18 protein-coding genes and 1 tRNA gene are annotated in these 17,112 nt (G+C 67.3%); 7 read left to right on the top strand and 12 right to left on the bottom strand.

Going from position 1 to position 17,112, the window contains the following annotated elements; translation table 11 throughout:
* Window positions 1-3: 3 nt before the first annotated feature.
* Both UG56_RS07090 and UG56_RS07095 read right to left on the bottom strand, forming a co-directional pair.
* Window positions 4-540, bottom strand: coding sequence for a hypothetical protein (locus tag UG56_RS07090; RefSeq protein WP_052694259.1), 537 nt, complete (start codon window positions 538-540; stop codon window positions 4-6).
* On the bottom strand, window positions 537-2,300 hold the full coding sequence (locus UG56_RS07095) for a PHP domain-containing protein (RefSeq protein WP_071326929.1): 1,764 nt from the start codon (window positions 2,298-2,300) through the stop codon (window positions 537-539). The genes UG56_RS07090 and UG56_RS07095 overlap by 4 nt, the downstream gene beginning before the upstream one ends.
* Before the next feature lie 243 nt (window positions 2,301-2,543).
* Here UG56_RS07095 and UG56_RS07100 point away from each other — a divergent pair, with 243 nt between their 5' ends.
* Window positions 2,544-3,197, top strand: a complete 654-nt coding sequence (locus UG56_RS07100; protein WP_045548621.1) for a DUF3159 domain-containing protein — start codon at window positions 2,544-2,546, stop codon at window positions 3,195-3,197.
* On the opposite strand, the gene UG56_RS07105 is transcribed toward UG56_RS07100, so the two are convergent.
* On the bottom strand, window positions 3,179-4,048 hold the full coding sequence (locus UG56_RS07105; RefSeq protein ID WP_045548620.1) for a LysR family transcriptional regulator: 870 nt from the start codon (window positions 4,046-4,048) through the stop codon (window positions 3,179-3,181). The two genes, UG56_RS07100 and UG56_RS07105, sit on opposite strands and share 19 nt — an antisense overlap.
* A gap of 99 nt (window positions 4,049-4,147) precedes the next feature.
* On the opposite strand from UG56_RS07105, the gene UG56_RS07110 reads away from it, so the two are divergent.
* Window positions 4,148-4,501 (top strand): nuclear transport factor 2 family protein, encoded by a 354-nt coding sequence (locus UG56_RS07110; protein ID WP_045548619.1) that lies wholly within the window; start codon window positions 4,148-4,150, stop codon window positions 4,499-4,501.
* On the opposite strand, the gene UG56_RS07115 is transcribed toward UG56_RS07110, so the two are convergent.
* Together UG56_RS07115 and UG56_RS07120 are read right to left on the bottom strand one after the other, a co-directional pair.
* Window positions 4,498-5,307 (bottom strand): alpha/beta fold hydrolase, encoded by an 810-nt coding sequence (locus UG56_RS07115; protein WP_045548618.1) that lies wholly within the window; start codon window positions 5,305-5,307, stop codon window positions 4,498-4,500. The two genes, UG56_RS07110 and UG56_RS07115, sit on opposite strands and share 4 nt — an antisense overlap.
* A 126-nt stretch (window positions 5,308-5,433) precedes the next feature.
* A complete protein-coding gene (locus UG56_RS07120) occupies window positions 5,434-6,117 on the bottom strand; it encodes an NAD(P)H oxidoreductase (RefSeq protein ID WP_371264376.1) in 684 nt (227 codons plus the stop codon).
* A gap of 44 nt (window positions 6,118-6,161) precedes the next feature.
* Here UG56_RS07120 and UG56_RS07125 point away from each other — a divergent pair, with 44 nt between their 5' ends.
* Together UG56_RS07125 and UG56_RS07130 are read left to right on the top strand one after the other, a co-directional pair.
* Complete coding sequence (locus UG56_RS07125) at window positions 6,162-7,082, top strand: AraC family transcriptional regulator (protein ID WP_045548616.1); 921 nt, start codon at window positions 6,162-6,164, stop codon at window positions 7,080-7,082.
* Between the two features lie 154 nt (window positions 7,083-7,236).
* Window positions 7,237-7,311: transfer RNA gene (locus tag UG56_RS07130), tRNA-Val, on the top strand.
* An 838-nt stretch (window positions 7,312-8,149) separates the two neighbouring features.
* On the opposite strand, the gene UG56_RS07135 is transcribed toward UG56_RS07130, so the two are convergent.
* Both UG56_RS07135 and UG56_RS07140 read right to left on the bottom strand, forming a co-directional pair.
* Window positions 8,150-9,019, bottom strand: a complete 870-nt coding sequence (locus tag UG56_RS07135; protein WP_045548615.1) for an LLM class flavin-dependent oxidoreductase — start codon at window positions 9,017-9,019, stop codon at window positions 8,150-8,152.
* A gap of 99 nt (window positions 9,020-9,118) precedes the next feature.
* The gene (locus tag UG56_RS07140; RefSeq protein ID WP_045548629.1) at window positions 9,119-9,763 is read right to left on the bottom strand and encodes an isochorismatase family protein; all 645 of its coding nucleotides are present in this window, start codon (window positions 9,761-9,763) and stop codon (window positions 9,119-9,121) included.
* 103 nt (window positions 9,764-9,866) lie between these two features.
* Here UG56_RS07140 and UG56_RS07145 point away from each other — a divergent pair, with 103 nt between their 5' ends.
* Window positions 9,867-10,229 carry a winged helix-turn-helix transcriptional regulator gene (locus UG56_RS07145; RefSeq protein ID WP_045548614.1) on the top strand — a complete coding sequence of 121 codons (363 nt, stop codon included), beginning with the start codon at window positions 9,867-9,869 and terminating at the stop codon, window positions 10,227-10,229.
* Window positions 10,230-10,429: 200 nt separating this feature from the next.
* Here UG56_RS07145 and UG56_RS07150 read toward each other — a convergent pair whose 3' ends face one another.
* The 3 genes from UG56_RS07150 to UG56_RS07160 all read right to left on the bottom strand — a co-directional run bounded on the left by UG56_RS07150 (window position 10,430) and on the right by UG56_RS07160 (window position 12,328).
* Window positions 10,430-10,804, bottom strand: coding sequence for a nuclear transport factor 2 family protein (locus UG56_RS07150; protein WP_256206482.1), 375 nt, complete (start codon window positions 10,802-10,804; stop codon window positions 10,430-10,432).
* Window positions 10,801-11,265 carry an SRPBCC family protein gene (locus UG56_RS07155; RefSeq protein ID WP_045548613.1) on the bottom strand — a complete coding sequence of 155 codons (465 nt, stop codon included), beginning with the start codon at window positions 11,263-11,265 and terminating at the stop codon, window positions 10,801-10,803. Before UG56_RS07155 ends, UG56_RS07150 begins: the two co-directional genes overlap by 4 nt.
* Before the next feature lie 331 nt (window positions 11,266-11,596).
* Window positions 11,597-12,328 (bottom strand): GntR family transcriptional regulator, encoded by a 732-nt coding sequence (locus UG56_RS07160; RefSeq protein WP_045548612.1) that lies wholly within the window; start codon window positions 12,326-12,328, stop codon window positions 11,597-11,599.
* Between the two features lie 500 nt (window positions 12,329-12,828).
* On the opposite strand from UG56_RS07160, the gene UG56_RS07165 reads away from it, so the two are divergent.
* Together UG56_RS07165 and UG56_RS07170 are read left to right on the top strand one after the other, a co-directional pair.
* Entirely contained in the window at window positions 12,829-13,929 is a 1,101-nt protein-coding gene (locus UG56_RS07165; RefSeq protein WP_045548610.1) for an aromatic ring-hydroxylating dioxygenase subunit alpha, read from the top strand.
* A gap of 18 nt (window positions 13,930-13,947) precedes the next feature.
* A complete protein-coding gene (locus UG56_RS07170) occupies window positions 13,948-14,955 on the top strand; it encodes a PDR/VanB family oxidoreductase (protein WP_045548609.1) in 1,008 nt (335 codons plus the stop codon).
* A 138-nt stretch (window positions 14,956-15,093) separates the two neighbouring features.
* Here the strand turns inward: UG56_RS07170 and UG56_RS07175 are convergent, their stop codons facing one another.
* The gene (locus UG56_RS07175; RefSeq protein WP_052693508.1) at window positions 15,094-15,840 is read right to left on the bottom strand and encodes a GntR family transcriptional regulator; all 747 of its coding nucleotides are present in this window, start codon (window positions 15,838-15,840) and stop codon (window positions 15,094-15,096) included.
* Window positions 15,841-15,868: 28 nt separating this feature from the next.
* Window positions 15,869-17,104, bottom strand: coding sequence for a flavin-dependent oxidoreductase (locus tag UG56_RS07180; RefSeq protein ID WP_045548608.1), 1,236 nt, complete (start codon window positions 17,102-17,104; stop codon window positions 15,869-15,871).
* Between the last annotated feature and the right edge of the window lie 8 nt (window positions 17,105-17,112).

The raw sequence follows: 17,112 nt of genomic DNA on the forward strand, positions 1-17,112 counted from the left end.
CGCTCAGTGGTCCGAGCAGCACGGGATCTGGTGGCGGGCCTCGAACGGCACCAGACCGGCGGCGGCCCGCTGGACCAGGAGCACGCAGCGCCCCTCGCGCCAGACCGGCCGCGCGAACCCGGTGAGATCGAGGACGTCGTCCGGCGCGAGCGTGATGCCCGCCAGCCCCTCGACGGTGTCGACCACGCTGTCCGCCTCGACCGCGGCCACCGTGGTGACGGTCTCGATCCGCGTCCGGCCGTGATAGCGGGCCAGGCGCCCGGCGGTGCGCGCGGCGGCCTCGGCGATCGCGGGGGAGTCGGGGGTGACGTACGCCTCGGGGAGACGGTCGGTCAGGAGCCCGGTCAGGTCCTCGGCCGCCGGGCCGCCGGGCCAGTCGACGACGGCGACGAAGCGGGCGGTCGGCTCACGCACGACATGGGTGCTGATGACGTACGCGTCCTCGGGCGGGCCCCCGCCGAGCGCCTCGTCCAGACGGTGGACGAGGTGCTCGGCGGCGGCGAGGTCCCGGGCGTCGGCGTCGACGGCCAGGGTGGTCATCGGGTCGGGACGACCCAGACCGGGTTGGTGTAGAACCACAGGTCGACCCACGGGTCGGCGTCGCCCACGACGTCGATGGCGGGACCGGCCGGGTCGATGCTCGCACCGAGGTAGCCCGGCTGGGACCGGTTGGCGTCGGTGCCGCGGACGCGTACGTAGAACGCCTCCTCGACGCGGCCGAGGTCGTAGCGCAGCTGGAACGTGCCGGTGCGGCCCGAGGTGTCGGTCTGCTCGATCACCTTGGTGTCGGGTGCCTTCCAGGTGTCCTTGTCGGAGACGTACGTCGGGTCGACCGCGCCCCGGATCACGTCGACCCGGTTGAGGCTCGGCACGAACTGCGACCAGTTCGGGACGTCCTGGGCGGCGATGGTGACGACCAGCGAGATCCGGCTGCCCTTCTTGGCCTTCAGGGTGCCGCCGAGGCTCTCCGAGCCGCCGTCGGACGAGACGACACGGACGTCGACCGACTTCACCAGCGCGCCGTGGTCGACCCAGACCCGTCCGTTGCGCAGGCCTTTCATGACCGCGCCGTAGCTGCGCTCGGTGGCGCCGACGTGGGTGCGGCTGTAGTAGCCCGGCCAGAAGTCACCGGCGGTGTTGTTGACCGAGCCGGCGTAGACCGGGTCGCCGTAGCGGCCGTTGGCGTTGAAGAAGGCCGAGTCGGAGCCGTCGGGGCGCCGCGAGGTGTCGCCCCAGTTGACGTGGGAGTCGGAGTTGGCGCTGATCGACCACGGCTTGCCCTCGGCGAGCAGCGAGTCCCACAGGCCGCCGACGGTCGAGGTGAACCAGTCGAAGCCGCCCCAGGATCGGTAGGACTCGGCGGGGTAGCCGGGGAACGAGTTCGGACCGGGGCCGTTGCCGTAGTAGCCGCGGGCGCTGCCCGGACCGTAGCCGGCGGGCAGGCCGGCCGCCTGGTGGCCGGGCGCGCCCTCCCAGCCGATCGCGATCCGCGGGTCGGCGTCGCGCCAGCCGCGCACCTCGTGGGGGCTGTCGATGCCGTTGCGGGCCGGGTGGTTGGCCAGGAAGAGGGCGTCCGCGACGCGCCGCTTGTCGACCTGCTTGCCGAGCCACTGGATGCCGGCGACGGCGAGCGCCTCGTTCTCCGGGGAGTTGCCGCTGGCGCCCTTGACGGAGCCGTCGTAGTCGTTCTCGAACTGCTTGAGCACCGCGACCTCGTTCGCGCCCGGGGCGACGAAGACGGTGCCGTGCTCGGCCGCCGGGATGTTCCATTCCAGACCCTGGAAGATCAGGGTGTCCTGGAGCACCTTGCGCGCGGCCACGATGTCGGGGTTGACCAGCTCGACGCCGAGCTTCGCGTGGGTCGCGCCGCCGTGGTCGGTGATGACCAGCCAGTCCAGGCCGTACGCCGCGCCGTGCTGCGCCTGGTCGATGACGCGGTACATCGCGTCCGAGCTGTGCTGGGTGTGGATGTGGTGGTCGCCGGCGAGCCAGTGCCGGATCGTGGTCCGGCTGCCGGTGCGCGCGGTGGCGGTGGCGGTCTCGGCCATCGCCGGGGTCACGCCGGTCATGCCCGCCATCCCGGCGGTCACCGCGCCGGCGATGCCGGCCGCGCGGAGCAGGTTGCGCCGGGAGACCTCGGCGGGACGCAGGTCGCTGTCGGACGCGTCCGAGGAGGCGGCGAGGGTGATCTCGTCGACCTCGTGGGAGTGAGCGTGGGAGTGGCCGTGCTCGTGGTCGTGTTCATGGGCATGGTGGTGACCGTCGGGCCCGTGCGAGTGGGGGTGGTGCTCGTGCGACACGTTGGATCCTCCGCGTGAGAAAGGGGTTTCCGCGTGCCCGAGCAGCGGCGCTGCGAGCCAATCGGCGCCGAGTGGCCGGGGTACGTCGCCCGGTTGCCATCCGGGTAAAATCTTGCCGAGAAGTCACCCCCGCAGGCCGAGGCGTCACGTACGTCGGCCGAGGCGTCACCCCCGTCGGCCGATGCGTCACGTACGCAGGCCGAGACGTCACCACCGCTTGCGAGTAAGGCTACCCTTACTCGCGTGACGACGACCGACCGCCGCGACGACGACGCCGAGACCCTCGCCGACCTCCTCGGAGGCGCGCGTGGAGCGATCGACGCCACCATCCCGCCGGTCGCGTTCGTGGCCGGATGGCTGCTGAGCGGCGAGCTGTGGGTGGCGACCGTGGTGGCGCTCGGGCTGGCCGCGCTGGTGGCCGTCTGGCAGTGGCGCAAGGGCCGTAAGCCGCGCGCCGTCCTGCTGGGCGTGGCCGGGGTCGCGGTCGCGGCGATGATCGCGCTGCGTACGGGGCGGGCGGAGGACTTCTTCGTGGTCCAGCTCGCGGCCAACGCGGCCAGCGCCCTGGTGTGGGTGGTCAGCATCGCGTTCCGCTGGCCGTTGCTCGGGGTCGTCGTCGGTCTGATCCTGCGTCAGCGCGGCACCTGGCGCCGCGACCCGGTCCTGCTGCGCGGCTATGCGCTGGCGAGCTGGGTCTGGGTCTGTCAGTACGTCATCCGGGTCGCGATCTTCGGCCCGCTGTGGTGGTCCGGGGACGTGGTCTCCCTGGCGATCGCCCGGGTCGGGCTCAGCTGGCCGCTGGTCGCGCTCTGCCTGGTGGTGAGCTGGTTCGTGCTGCGCCGCTCGCTGCCCGAGGACCACCCCGGGCTGCGTCATCCTCAGGTCAGCGCGGCCTGAAGCAGGTCGTAGAGCCGCCGGGTCGCGCGCTGCTGGTCACCGTCGCGGATCACGAGCGCGAGCCCGGCGCGCACCTCGGCGTCCACGATCGGCGTCGCCACCAGATCGGTCCCGGCGGCCATCGACTCGGCCAGCACGCAGACCCCCAGTCCGCGCGCGGTGAGCCCGAGCAGCGTCTCCGGGTTGGACCCGGACAGGTCGACCTTCGGCTCCACCCCGGCCCGGGCGCACGACTGCTCCAGAGCCGTCCGTACGCCCGTCCCCGGTGGGATGCACAGCACCGTCTCCTGGTGGAGGTCGGCGAGCCGGACGCGGGCGCCGGCGAGGCGATGGCCGGCCGGCGTGATCACCGCGAGCCGCTCGTCGCTGACCGACTCCGTGGCCAGGCCGTCGATGACGGGTCCGGCGTGGGAGATCAGGCTCAGGTCGAGCTCGCCGGCCAGCGTACGTCGCTGGAGGCGGTCGGAGGCGTCCTCGGCGAGCTCGACGCTGACGCCGGGATGCTCGCGGTGGAAGGTGGCGACGGCGTCGAGGAAGCCGGGGATCGTGCAGCCGGCGATCATCCCGAGGCGTACGTGGCCGTGGATCAGGTCGCTCAGCTCGTCGGCGCTCTGCCGCACGCCCTCGATCGCCCGGATCGCGTCGCGGGCGCGGGGGAGGAGCGTCTCGCCGGCGTGGGTGAGGCGTACGTTGCGGGGACCCCGGACGAGCAGGTCGTGGCCGAGCTCGCGCTCGAGCTTGGCCAGCTGGGCGCTGATGCCCGACTGGCTGACGTGAAGCCGCTGCGCCGCGGCCGTGAACGAGCCGTGGTCGACGACGGCGACGAAGTAGCGGAGCTGTCCGATTTCCATCATCGTTGATGCTAGCAACCAGCAGAACTATCTGTTTGAGTGTTCGCAGGAACCGGGTCAGGCTGGGTGGTGAAAGCCGAACCGACCTGAGGAGATCCGATGACCGCATCCGCTGCCGAGCTCGCCGAGGCGTACTTCACCGCCTGGCAGGAGCGTGACTTCACCCGCCTGCGCTCGCTGCTGGCCGACGAGGTGAGCTTCGCCGGCCCGCTCGCCACGATCGAGGGCGCCGACGAATGCGTCGCCGGACTCGAGGGCATGGCCCAGGTGCTCGACAAGATCGAGGTGAAGGAACGGCTCGCCGACGGGCCGAGCGTGATCACCTGGTTCGACCTGCACACCACCATCGCCGAGCCCGCCCCCACCGCCAACTGGATGCGCGTCGAGGACGGGCTGATCAGCGAGATCCGGGTCGCCTTCGACCCGCGCGGGATCCTCGCCGCTCGGGGCTAGGCGACCTGCTGGTCGCGCGGCTGCGGTCGTGCGGTCTCGCGGATGACCTCGGCCACCAGGTCGGGGTCATCGTTCATCGGTACGTGACCGCAGCCCGCCAGCCATCGGTGGGTCGCGTGCGGAAGGCGCCGCGCGGCCACCTTCGCCTGGTAGGGGAGGAGCGTGAGGTCGCGCGAGGCCCAGGCGACGGTGGTGGGGACGTAGGACTGCGTCGGCCCCGGGTAGCTGTAGCGGTAGACGCCGCTGAAGAACGTCCTGATCCCGTCGCGAGAGGCGACCATGTTGGCCGTGTCGGCGGCCGCGACGGCAGGGTCGAGCCGGTCGGGGTGGGCGAAGAAACAGCCCATCGTGACCGTACGCGCCACCCGCGACTGCAGCAGCGTCCCCGCCACCGGCGCCAACGGCCGCGCGACCGCCTGGATCCCGGCGAACAGGCCCCTGACGTAGAGGTAGTCGACGCCGTTCATCCAGAACCCGGCGGGGGAGAGCGCCGTCACGGAACGCGCGTGCCCGGCATCGGCCATCTCCAGCGCGAGCAGCCCGCCGAGGCTGTTGCCGGCGACGTGCGGCCGCTCGATCCCGAGCTCTTCTCGCAGCTCGTTCAGCTCGTGGGCCACCGCCTCCCGCACCGTACGCCCTGCCAGATCGAACGCCGGCGACTCACCGTGCCCCGGCAGATCGATCGTGATCACCTCGAACTCGTCGGCCAGCCGCTCCACCACCCCGCCCCACGCCTGCCTGCGGTGCGCGATGCCATGGATCAGGAGCAGCGGCTCCCCGCTGCCGGTCCGTTCGTACGCGAGCATCTTCGCTCCTTCGGTTGCGTCTGGGCGTTGTGCCGAGGACTGAGAGCGTACGTCCGGCGTGTCCCGATTTGCGGGTTCGGCGGGATCAAAGAGCGTGTGCCACTCCGACGCGGCAGGCAGCCACGCTCATGCGGCGAACTCGTCGACCGCGGCCAGCACCCGGCGGTCGAAAGCGCGGTGCTGGCTGGCAAGCTCCTCGCCGGCCGGCGCTTCACCGACGACGAGGTTCCCCAGCTCATCGACCGACTGAGGCTGGTCCTCGGCATCCGGAAGCACTGCGACGGCAGACTTCGCGAAACCGCAGTAGTAGGCGATGCCCTCACTCAACTGAGCCTCCAGCAGGTCGGCCATGGGCGCGACGATCGGGTCCTCGGCGGTAGCACCGGCGAGCCCGACCCACAAGACGCGCTTCCCCGCCAACCGCGGATCGCTGCGGCCGTACGCGAACCCGTAGTTCCACACGCGGTCGATCCATCCCTTGAGGAGAGCCGGCGTGCTCTGCCAGTAGATCGGGAAGACCACGACCAGTAGGTCGGCGGCGAGGATTCGTTCCATGTGCTGCTGCACCTGCACCGAGTACGCCTTGTCCCGATCGGTCCAGTCAGGCTCGTCCTCGAGCGTCATCCTGGGGTCGAAACCCTCGGAGCGAAGGTCGAGGACATCAATCTCGTGCTCGGCTGCACGGAGACGTTCGGCGACCAGCTCGGCGACGTGCGCGGTTCGTGAGTCGGGTCGGTGATGCGAGACGACGACAAGCGTTCGTGTAGTTGTCATGAGACGAGTACAGCGCGATGTGTTTAGACGATCCATGGTTTCCTGGCTCTGATTGATAGGAGATCGTCTACGCTTTGGGCATGGATCCGCTGAGCTCGCTTCTGTCAGGCATCCGTGCCGAAGGCTCCGTCGTGACCTCGGCCGTGCTGAGCACACCGTGGTCCATCCATTTTGCGGACCAGGCGGCTTTGACGATGGTCACGGTGCTGCGCGGTGGCGGCGTGCTTCATCTCTCCGACGGAGACAGCCGGAGGGTGAGTCCGGGGGAGACCGCACTCGTTCGCGGTCCTGCTCCGTTCCTGCTCGCCGATCGTGCCGACCGTGCCGACGTCGTCGACGACCCCGCGACGCGCTACGAGGTCGCCTGCTTCCTGTGCGACGACGAGGACCAGTACGTGACGCCATCACCCGATGTGGACGCGACGACGCTCGTGGTCGGGGTCTACCGGACGGCTGGCCTTCGTTCGGACAGAGTGCTCGACACGCTGCCGCCAGTGTTGATCGTCGAGGAGGAGCCTGGCGTCTGCGACTGGATGGAGACGGTCGCTTGCGACGCTGCGAACCTTCAACCGGGGTCGCAAGCACTCATGGATCGGATGCTCGACTGGGCCCTGGTGTGCACGCTGCGTACCTGGTTCGAACGAAGCGGCGCCGACGCGCCGGCGTGGTATCGCGGACTGGCAGACCCTGTCGTCGGACCGGCCCTCGAGGCGGTCCACCGCCGACCGACCGAGCGATGGACGGTGGCTCGGATGGCGGCGGAGGCTGGCGTGTCCCGGGCGCTGTTCGCCCGCCGATTCCGCGAGGTCGTCGGCAGTCCTCCCCTGACGTACGTCACCGAACACCGTCTCGACGAGGCCTCCGACCTGCTGACGAGCACGGACCTCGGCGTCGCGCAGATCGCCAAAGCGGTCGGGTACGCCGACTCGTTCGGGTTCAGTGCGGCATTCAAGCGGGCCCGTGGCAGCAGCCCGACTACCTTCAGGCGCGCATTGTCATAAGCTTCCCGCCCATGAGCGGACCGTGGTCGGCCCCAGGCGTCGAGGCGTCCTCGCGTGAGGGTCCGCTCCGGTGCCCGTGGATTGGCGAATGTGATCCGACGGACGGGTTGCGGTAGGGTTTCGACAGCAGCGAGCCGCTCGACGGCAAGCGATTGCGTGATTGGCGCAGTGGTAGCGCACTTCGTTCACACCGAAGGGGTCACTGGTTCGAACCCAGTATCACGCACCACGTCAAAAGGCCGCCTGACCTGCCCTAGAGCAGCTCAGGCGGCCTTTCGACGCGGTGCATCGGATCGACAGCCGACAGATCGTCGGTAGACGGAGCGCGCGACGAGCAACCCGGCTCCGGCGGCCTGGGTCGCCAGCGAGGGGGAGTGAGCGCCTCGCTGGCCGTCACCCTGCACGGATCCTCCCAGCCGGCCGGTCTCGTAATCCGTCCTCCACGGCATCGTCGAGGACAAGGTCGGCCCCACCGCTGCTGTCGCCGTCTACGGCGTAGTTCTCACCGACGGCGTGATCGACCAAGCGGCGACCATGACCCGGCGAGCGGAGTTGTGCGACGAGCGACGGAAGCGGTCGCGGACAGAGTCCCGGGACCGCGGCACGGTCGACACGTCGCGAGCGCGTCGCGTCGACGACAACCTCGTCATCGACGGCGACACGGTCGGCTGCGCGCACTGCGGCCATGGCTTGGCCGACGTCACCCGTGACGTGTCGCTCGGTCTCGGGATCTACGACGGACCGTCAACCGACGCCGGCCCGCAGGTCACCTCAGATCCGGCGCACTACGTGGACGACGCGATCGTCTTCCGACAGCTCTGCTGCCCCGGCTGCTGGACTGAGCGTGCTGTGCATGCGCGCGGATCTGCCCACCGGCAGGCCCGCGCGCGTGGTCTGGCCACAGCCGGACCACGCCCGACTACGTCGAAGTCAACCTATTGGGTGGCGACGAGAACAACCCCGACTCCAAGCCGAGAGACATCGCTGGACGGGTCGATGTGGTCGGCCGGGACGATCGACGAGGTGAGCGCAGTAGCGACAGCGAGCTCGGCCCACTCGCTTTTCGCCTATGCCACTTCGTTACGTACGCGCGGTATGACCTCTTGAGCGAAGATCTCGGCCTGGGCGCCGTGGTCGCGTTCGGGCCAGAAGACATATCCGTTCATGCCGACGTCGGCGGTGAGACGTACGAGCTGGTCGGTCCATTGGGAAACCGACCCTCGGAACGGTGTCGCAGGGTCGGAGCCAATGATGCCGCCGATGTTGTAGATCAGTCTCAGATCGTCAGGGCTGCGCCCAGCCGCCTCTGCGGCGGTGCGGATACGAGCCAACGCTGCGGGCAGTTGGTCGGCTGGCAGATAGGCGTGGGAAGGCATCCAGCCATCCGCCTTCTCCCCGAGGAGTTTCAGCATTCGCGGCCCGTAGGCTCCCAGCCAGATGCCTGGCTGGTCGGTAGGCGCAGGTCCTGGGTGAACTCCTTGCAGCTGATAGTGCTCACCCGTGTAGCGGACCGAGCGCTCGGTGCTCCACATTGCGTGGATTACGTCGATGGCCTCGCTTAGCGCATCCACGGCTTCCTTGGGCGTGCGACGAGGCCCGCCCATAGCGACGATTGCTTCCCAGAAGCCTCCCGCACCCAAGCCCAGCTGAATGCGTCCGCTCGAGAGGATGTCGAGGCTCGCAACCGCTTTGGCGAGCATGGCGGGCGGGCGCAGTGGCAGGTTAGCGACGGTCGGGACGAAGCTGACCGTCGAGGTTTGCGCAGCCAGATGGGTGATCAGTGTCCAGGTATCAAAGAAGGCTGGCTGATAGGGATGGTCTTGCACGGTGATCAGGTCGAACCCAAGCTGTTCTGCATGCTGGGAGAGCCGGGCCGGCAGCAGGGGATCGTGCCACGTCGGGTCGATGTTTACGCCAAAGAGGACAGGGAATGGCATTGTGCTGCTTCCTGATTGATGGATTGTCGAGGCGCCGCGTGGCCGGCCCGGTCGACCGACGTCTACCGGACCGGCCACGCGGGGCTCTTTCGGGTTTGCTCAGACCGATGCCGACTCGCCGGCCCGCGTGAAGGCCACAAGAGACCCGTAGAACGGAACGGCATTGGTGGCCATCAGCTCCGCAGTCTCCTGGCCGCCCGGCTGACGCCAGTCGCGCTGCAGCTCGGCGGCCACGCCGACGGTGCTGTTGATCGTGACCCCGGCACTTCGCATCCGGTTGATGGAAGCCTCCGCGGCCAGTTCACTCCAGGTGCCAGAGGCATCAGTCACCGCGTGGACCTGGTAGCCGGCGTCGATCGCGGACAGCGAGGCAAAGGCGACGCAGACATCGGTGCTGATTCCCGCGATGATCAGCTGGTCACGTCCGAGGTCACGGACGGTGGCCGCGAACTCGTCGTTGTCGAACGCGTCGATCTCTCCCGGGCGTCGGACCAGCGGTGCGTCGGGAAGCAGGGCCCGCAGCTCGGGAAGGATAGGCCCGTTCGGGCCCTCGTCGGCACTGGTGCTGAGGAGCACCGGGAGGTTGTGGGCCTTGGCCACCTTAGCGAGGGCAAGGACGTTGCGCCGCAGCTCTTCCTTGTCGTGGTCCTCCACACCGAGGATCAGGCCGACCTGGTGGTCGACCAGGATCACGGCAGCGCGATCACGAGTGAGTCGGAAGTTCGGGTAGTGCTGTGTGGACATGTTGCGCTCCTTCATTTGGTGAGCTCAAGGATTGAGCTCGTCTGTATCAAGAACATACCAGGTATAGAAAACATTCCTCGAGTGAGTAAAGTATCCTGGCGAGGTGGATCCAAGCCTCGACCTGCATGCATGCACGTACACCCAGCACGTCTTCGACGTTCTGGGGAAGCGGTGGACCGGGCTGATCATCGATCTGTTGCTGCAGCGCCCGGCTCGGTACAACGAACTGGTCCGTGCAATTCCGCAGCTCACGAAGCGGGTTCTGACCCAGCGGCTGGCCGAACTGCAGGCGGCCGGGCTTGTCGCCCGAGATGTTGATGAAGGGCCGCCGCTCGCGGTGACCTACCGGCTCACCTCTCGTGGCGAGGCCCTGCGGCCGGCGATGGACGCCCTTCGCGTGTGGGCGGGGGCTCCCGTTGATGCGGAGGGCGTACCACTCGCCTACCAGGATCACCGGGATCAATGAGATGCTGCTCATCCATGACCAGGGATGAGTACGCACTCACCATGTCGTCGTGCTGTCGATTCCCCTGTGGCGCGCGAGCATGAGCGCCTCCTCGGAGTACCGTCACAATCTTGCACCTGGTGATGCATGCCCGGGGAGTGAATCGCGCTCCACATCGCGTCGAGCTATGTCGCAAGTAGCGAGGGGCGCGTTCCAACCCCTCAGGCGAACACCGGGGTCAGGTCGTAAAAGACCCGATAGTCCTCAATCATCCCGTCCGCTCCAGTTCGCCAGATGGAGACGACGGGCACCGTAACAGCCTTTCCGTCGAGTCTTGTGTAGGCGACTTGTGCTTCAACGATGGTGTCGTCGCCGATGACCCACTCGTGGCGAATAGAGTGGCTGATGGCTGCGATGCTGGCGAGGAAGCTCGCCGCCGCAGCCTCGATCTGCTCAGGGCCGGCCAGCACGTCATAGTTTCCGAAGGTGCAGCGGCCCTCGGGCTCGAAGAGAGCCGCAAAGCCAGCGGCGTCCTTGGTGTCGACGCGAGCGAACACCTGTTGGGCGAGGTCGCTAACCATGGCGTTGCCGCTCACTGTCCGGCCCTCGCCAGGAGACGGTCTCGGCAGGCGGCGATGGTCGTGCGCACCGCATCGAGATAGTCCTCGACCATGGCGTCAGCGAACTTCCTCTCCTGGTCGCTGCCAGCCTCGGCGCCGGGGACGACCAGTCTGAAGCGGAACGTCAACAGCAGGTCACCGTCGTCACTCCGCGAGAGCTCGTTGTCGATCGTCCCGGGGATGCCGCGCATGCGGACGAAGTGGACAAGCTGCTTGGGATAGAAGGTCACTAGCTCGCGCGCGACCTCACCGTGAAGTGCGACCTCTCGCACCAGGCCGCCATCGAACTTCTCAATAATCGTGCAGTCGGAGATGGCCTTGACGTACGGAATCGGGTTGCGTGCCTTCTCCAGCAGTCCCTCCCACATGTCGTCCAGAGACAGGTGGGGAAGCTGCCCGCCGTCGTTGACGGATAGGGTGCGGCTGGCCTCGATCATGTGCGCTCCTCAAGCTGGGGTGAAAGTGCGTACACCTTCTCCTCTCTCGTGATGTTCATCACGCGAGCGCCGCGCAAATTTCAGGGTCCGGAAAGTTGTATAGCTCAAACGAGCGTCGCGATTGGGGGGCCGTGGCGCCCATGTGCACGCTGCTCCACGTTCGATGTCAGCGCCCTGCGCCAACAAGTCGAACGCCTCCAGGCGTGACATGGGCCAGCTCACCTTCGAAGCCGGTCGCACCCGATCGCCATTCGCGGGTTGGTCCTGAACGAGTAGCCCGCAGTTCCGGCACGCGGTAGGCGGGAAGTTGTTGAGGGTCGCCAGGGCTGGTTCAGCAGTCGCGCGATAATAGGTTGAGGGCGGAGCGGGTGGCCACTGCATCCTGGCGCGGTGCGATGTCGGCCATCGCGGTGAAGGCCGTGCGGGCCAGATGTTGGGCGATGGTGGAAACCGCGAGGTCGTGGTCCCGGGCGTGGAAGGCCTCGACCAGCGTCTCGTGGTCGGCGTCCCAGCGGTGGCTGGCCTGGGCATGGCCGAGCCTGGCCAGCCTCAGGAATCGCTCCGCGCGGTCGCCCAGGCCGCGCAGCGAGTCCGCGAGCATGGGTGCGCCCTCCGTGGTGAGTCGGTGGAACTCTCGGTGGGTCTCTTGCCAACGGTCGATGTCGTCGCCAGCATGCTGGCGCATCTGGGCCAATGACTCGGCGAGACGCTGCACGACATCTGGGGTTGCGATGCGAACTGAGATGCTCACGGCCACCGACTCCAACGTGAGGCGCGCCGCGTAAACAGCATCAATCTCGCCCGGATCGATCGAGCGCACCACAGCGCGTTGATCAGGTTGGCTCTCGATCAGACCCTCCTCCTGAAGCAGGCGGAAGGCCTCGCGCATCGGCGTGCGACTGACATTGAGCGAACGTGCAAGGACCGCTTGCAGCAGGGGCGCGCCCGGTGGCAACTCCCCGCTAAGGATCATGTTTCGCACGGAGGCGTGAACGTCCAGTGCGAGGCGCCTGCCCCGTTTGCTCTCGCTCGGCTCGTGCGCCTCGGTAGCATTCACACTCATGCGGCCGAGTGTATGCACGTCGCGCCATGCTTGGGGGCCTGGAAATCCGATCAGGGCGCGTCCACCGGTTGCTGCTGAGTGCTCCCGACGCCACCGCCGCGATGACCCGTGATGTCACTCACGCTCGAATGTGTGTCCAGCTTGAGCCGTAGAGATTCAGTCAGGACGAACTAAAGACCCGTACAGCGTGACCCAGCATGTTCGTTTCGATGGAGAGGCGTTGAGCATCGACCGGCTCCTGGGCCTCAGCGCTCGGGCGGCAATCCGCCCTTACGCCAAGACAGTGCTGCTGCCTCGCATCCTCGGGGCCGAGCACGCGGGCACCGTCGCAGCGGTTGGCGAAGGAACCGAGTCGTTAGCGGACTGATGATCAATTACCAGAACAGTTCTGACAGCCCGTTTCGCACAGCGGAATCTGTCTGGCTGCCCGTGACGTCGGCCACGTTGGCGGTCCAAGGTGTATGTACTTAAGAAATTTCTTGGTCTGACGGAGGTTTTGAATGTTGGAGCGCACGATCCCGGAGGCGGAAAGCCGTAGTTCGACCACGAACAAGACTCTGAACTTTCCGCTCAACACCTGGTATGTCGCAGCTTGGGACCGCGAAGTGACCCGCAAGCCCACCGCTGTTCGGGTTGCTGACCGGCCGCTGGTGCTCTACCGCACCGAGGACAACCGGCCCGTGGCCCTGGCTGATGCCTGCTGGCACCGGCTCGCGCCACTCTCGATGGGCGAGGTGATCGGGGACGACATTCGCTGCCCCTACCACGGCATCGTCTACAACCCGGCGGGCCGTTGCGTCAGCATGCCCGCACAGGAGTCTCTCAACCCGAGCGCGCTGGTGCCGTCGTTCCCAGTGGTGGAGCGGCATCGCTTCGTCTGGGTCTGGGTGGGTGATCCGCTTGCCGCGAACCCGGACCTGATTCCGGACATGCACCAGATGGATGACCCGGCGTGGGCTGGCGATGGCGAGACCATCGAGCTGGACTGCAACTACCAACTCGTCATGGACAACTTGATGGACCTGACTCATGAGGAGTTCCTGCACACCAGCAGTATCGGCGGCGGCGGTCTCAGCGAGAGTGACTTCACCGTGCAGCACGAGGGCGACACGGTCCGACTGCAGCGCTGGATGATCGACACTCCCGCCGTGCCGTTCATGAAGGCACAGATGCGCGCCCAGCACGGTTACGACGGGAACGTCGATCGCTGGCAGTTGATCGAGTACGGCTTCCCCTCTGTGATCCGGATCGACGTCGGTGTGGCCAAGACCGGCACCGGAGCGCCCGAGGGGGATCGCAGTCAGGGCATCAACGGCTTCGTGATGAATGCGATCACCCCGGTCTCAGCGACAAAGACCAAGTACTTCTGGGCATGGATGCGCAACTACGACCTGCAGAGCCAGTTGCTGACGAGCCAGATCCGGGCGGGGATCAGCAATGTCTTCAAGGAGGACACGGCGATGCTTCAGGCCCAGCAGCAGGCGATCGAGTCCAATCCGGACTACGAGTTCTACAACCTCAACATCGACGGCGGCGGCATGTGGATCCGGCGGATCCTTGAGCGCGCCCTGGAGGCGGAAGGACGTCCGGTCCGTCTCTGACCGGACCAGGAGAATCACATGGGTGCCACAAACAATGAGGTCTGGCAGTTCGCGACGGTCGTCGCGACCCGCGCGGTCGCCGCCGACATCCTCCGGATCGAGCTGGAGCCAGACCAGCCCGCGAAGGCAGATCCGGGCACACACGTCGACGTGAAGGTCCAGATCGGTGAGACCACGGACAAGCGGTCGTACTCGATCGTCGAATCGCTCGACGAGGGCAAGGTGCTGGCGATCAGCGTCCAGCGTGCGCCGGCATCACGTGGCGGATCGATCTACATGCATACGCTCACGCCGGGAGACCGGATCGAGATCACCCAACCGCTACAGAACTTCCCGCTGCGCATCGGCGCGCCGAAGTACATCCTGCTGGCCGGTGGCATCGGCGTGACTGCAATCGCCGCGATGGCGTCGGCACTCCGTCAGGTCGGGGCGGACTACCACCTCGTCTACGCGGCCCGCAGCAGTGACGTCATGGCCTATGGCGTCGAGCTTCAGAAGGAACACGGGGAGCGAACCACCCTTCACCTCGACGACGAGGACGGGCTGCTCGACCTCGATGCGCTGGTCAAGGAGGCCGGCGGGGCGACCGAGCTGTACATGTGCGGTCCGATCCGACTGATGGATGCCGTCCGACGCAGCTGGGAGGCCGCTGGACACAGCCTGCCCAACCTGCGCTACGAGACCTTCGGCAACAGTGGCTGGTTCGAGCCCGAGGAGTTCGAGGTCGCGATTCCCCGGCTCGAGGTCAATGTCACCGTCGGTCCTGGCGTCTCCATGCTTGAGGCGCTCGAGACTGCAGGTGTTGACATGATGTTCGACTGTCGGCGCGGTGAGTGTGGGCTTTGCGAGGTCCGCGTGGGCGATCTCGACGGCGAGATCGACCACCGTGATGTGTTCTACAGCGAGCGACAGAAGGACGCGTCCGCCAAGATGTGCTGCTGTGTCTCGCGCGTGGTCTCGCACACTGACGGGGCCGGCAGCACACCGGGTGTCCGCCAACCCCGGATCATCATCGACATTCCATGACGATGGCCTTCATACGGTGTTGGTGACTGGGCTGGCAACCTGAACAAACTACGCAAAGGCGCGCGTCCGGGAATACCGGCCGCGCGCCTTTGCCGCGTCGAATGAGGGCAGTCATCGGCGGGCGCCGAACCGTTTCCGTCAGGACTGCTGGCTCCGGCTCATGAGGTCCACTGCGCACGTGATCGAGTTCGGCTCGAAGTCGCTGTCGAGGTCGGCCAGGACGAGCCGTGCCGTGGCGGCGAGGTGCGCCGCCATCAGGCGGGTGGCCCGATCTCGGTCGCCGTCGATCACGCTGTCGAGCAGGGCGACGTGCTCCGCGTGGCGTTCTTCGACCGCGCTCGGATGCTCGGCGCCGTACAGACGTCTGTAGCGCTCGCTCTGGGCCGAATAGGACGCGATCGTGCGTCCGACGAAGCTGCCGACGCGGATGACGAGGAGTTCGTGGAAGCGGTCGTGGAGGGTCGACCACCTGTCGAGGTGATCCGCGCCCCCCGCCTGCTTCATGGCGCGTAGGAGTTGGGCGGCCTCCTTGCGCTCGGCGGCGGTCAGTCGACCTGCGGTCGCGTGTATGCCGAGGCACTCCAGCGAGATCCGTGCGGCGTACAACGTGTCCAGTTCGTCCGAATCGAAGCCCTTGACTCGCGGGCGCTGGTTGAGGTCTGCCTCGACCAGCCCCTCCTCCTGGAGCATGCGAAACGCTTCCCGAGTCGGAGTCCTGCTGACCGCAAGGAGTTTGGCGAGCTCGGCCTGGTTGAGCACCGTCCCCGGTGGGAGGACCCCGGTCATGATCAACCGGCGAAGGTGGCCGTGCACCGTCGCGCTGGTTTGCCGGGGATCGCTCACCACCGGGACGGGGTGGCCGGCGAGCAAGGTTTGGAGCGACATGGCGCTCAAGCTAGCCGTCCTGGCGTCGTCAGACCGACGGTTGCATTCCGGTGATATGGCGGTAGTCCCGCACGAGCGAGGTGATCTCGTCCCGGCTGATGACGTCGTCGATGTTCCCGAACGGCTTGTCGTCGGTGCGCTCGTAGACCTCGCGGAGGATAGCGTCGGGCGGGTTTGTGCGATTGGTCAGGACCACCGCTGCCGTGGCGGGTACACGCTCGGCCTCATAGGCCGCGAACGCGTCCTCGATGGTCGCCTCGGCCTCAAGGGCGGCCCGGAGAGCCCGGGTATCCAGGATGGCCTGGCCTGCGCCGTTCGAGCCACGGGGGACCATCGGGTGCGCCGCGTCGCCGAGCAGAGTGATGCGGCCAGAACCCCAGTATGGAAGGGGGTCCTGGTCGACCATGGGGTACTCCAAGATGGTCTCGGTCGAGCTCACCAGGCCCGGCACATCGAGCCAGTCGAACGTCCAGTCGGCGAAGACGTCGATGAAGTCCTCGAGTTGACCGACGCGGCTCCACTCGCGGTCGGTCGGGCGCGCCCGCTCGACTTCGGCCACCCAGTTGATCAGTTGAGTGCCGTCCGCGTCGGGCGCGGTTAGCGGGTAGATCACCATCTTGCCGCTGGCCAGCCAGCCGGCTCGGACCATCGAGCCACCGGTGAGGAACGACGGAGCGCGGACGACTCCGCGCCACATGGTCACGCCCGAGTAGAGCGGGGCGCCGTCGTTGGGGTGGAGCTGTTTGCGGAGGGCGGAGTGGATTCCGTCGGCCCCGACCACACCGGAAACAGAGATCGTGCGCGTCACCGACTGATCGGCGGTCTGGGCGACGGTCACCTCGACGCGATCGTCGTACGACGTTGCCGTCGTGACCGTGCTGCCGAGTTGCACGGCGTCGGCGCCGAGCCGCTCGCGGACTGCTTCGAGGAGGACGGATTGGAGTGCGCCACGGTGGATGGAGAGCTGGGGAGTGTCATGCCCCGCGTGGCGGCCGGCTGGCTCGGTGTACACGAGCTGGCCGTGGCGGTTGTAGAAGGCGGACTCCTTCGTCTCAAGAGCGACGGCCGTCAGTTGGTCAAGCAAGCCGAGCTCGGCGAGCACGGCGGTGGAGTGGGGCAGCAGGTTCACTCCGGCACCGATTGGGATGAGGTCGGGCGCTGCCTCGTGCACCTGGCAAGTGATGCCAGCGCGGTGCAGCTGAAGTGCAAGGGTGAGGCCGCCGATGCCGGCTCCTGCAATGAGGATGTCGTTGTTCTCTGTCATCTCAGTCT

Source organism: Nocardioides luteus, assembly GCF_000960475.2.
Lineage (GTDB): Bacteria > Actinomycetota > Actinomycetes > Propionibacteriales > Nocardioidaceae > Nocardioides > Nocardioides luteus_A.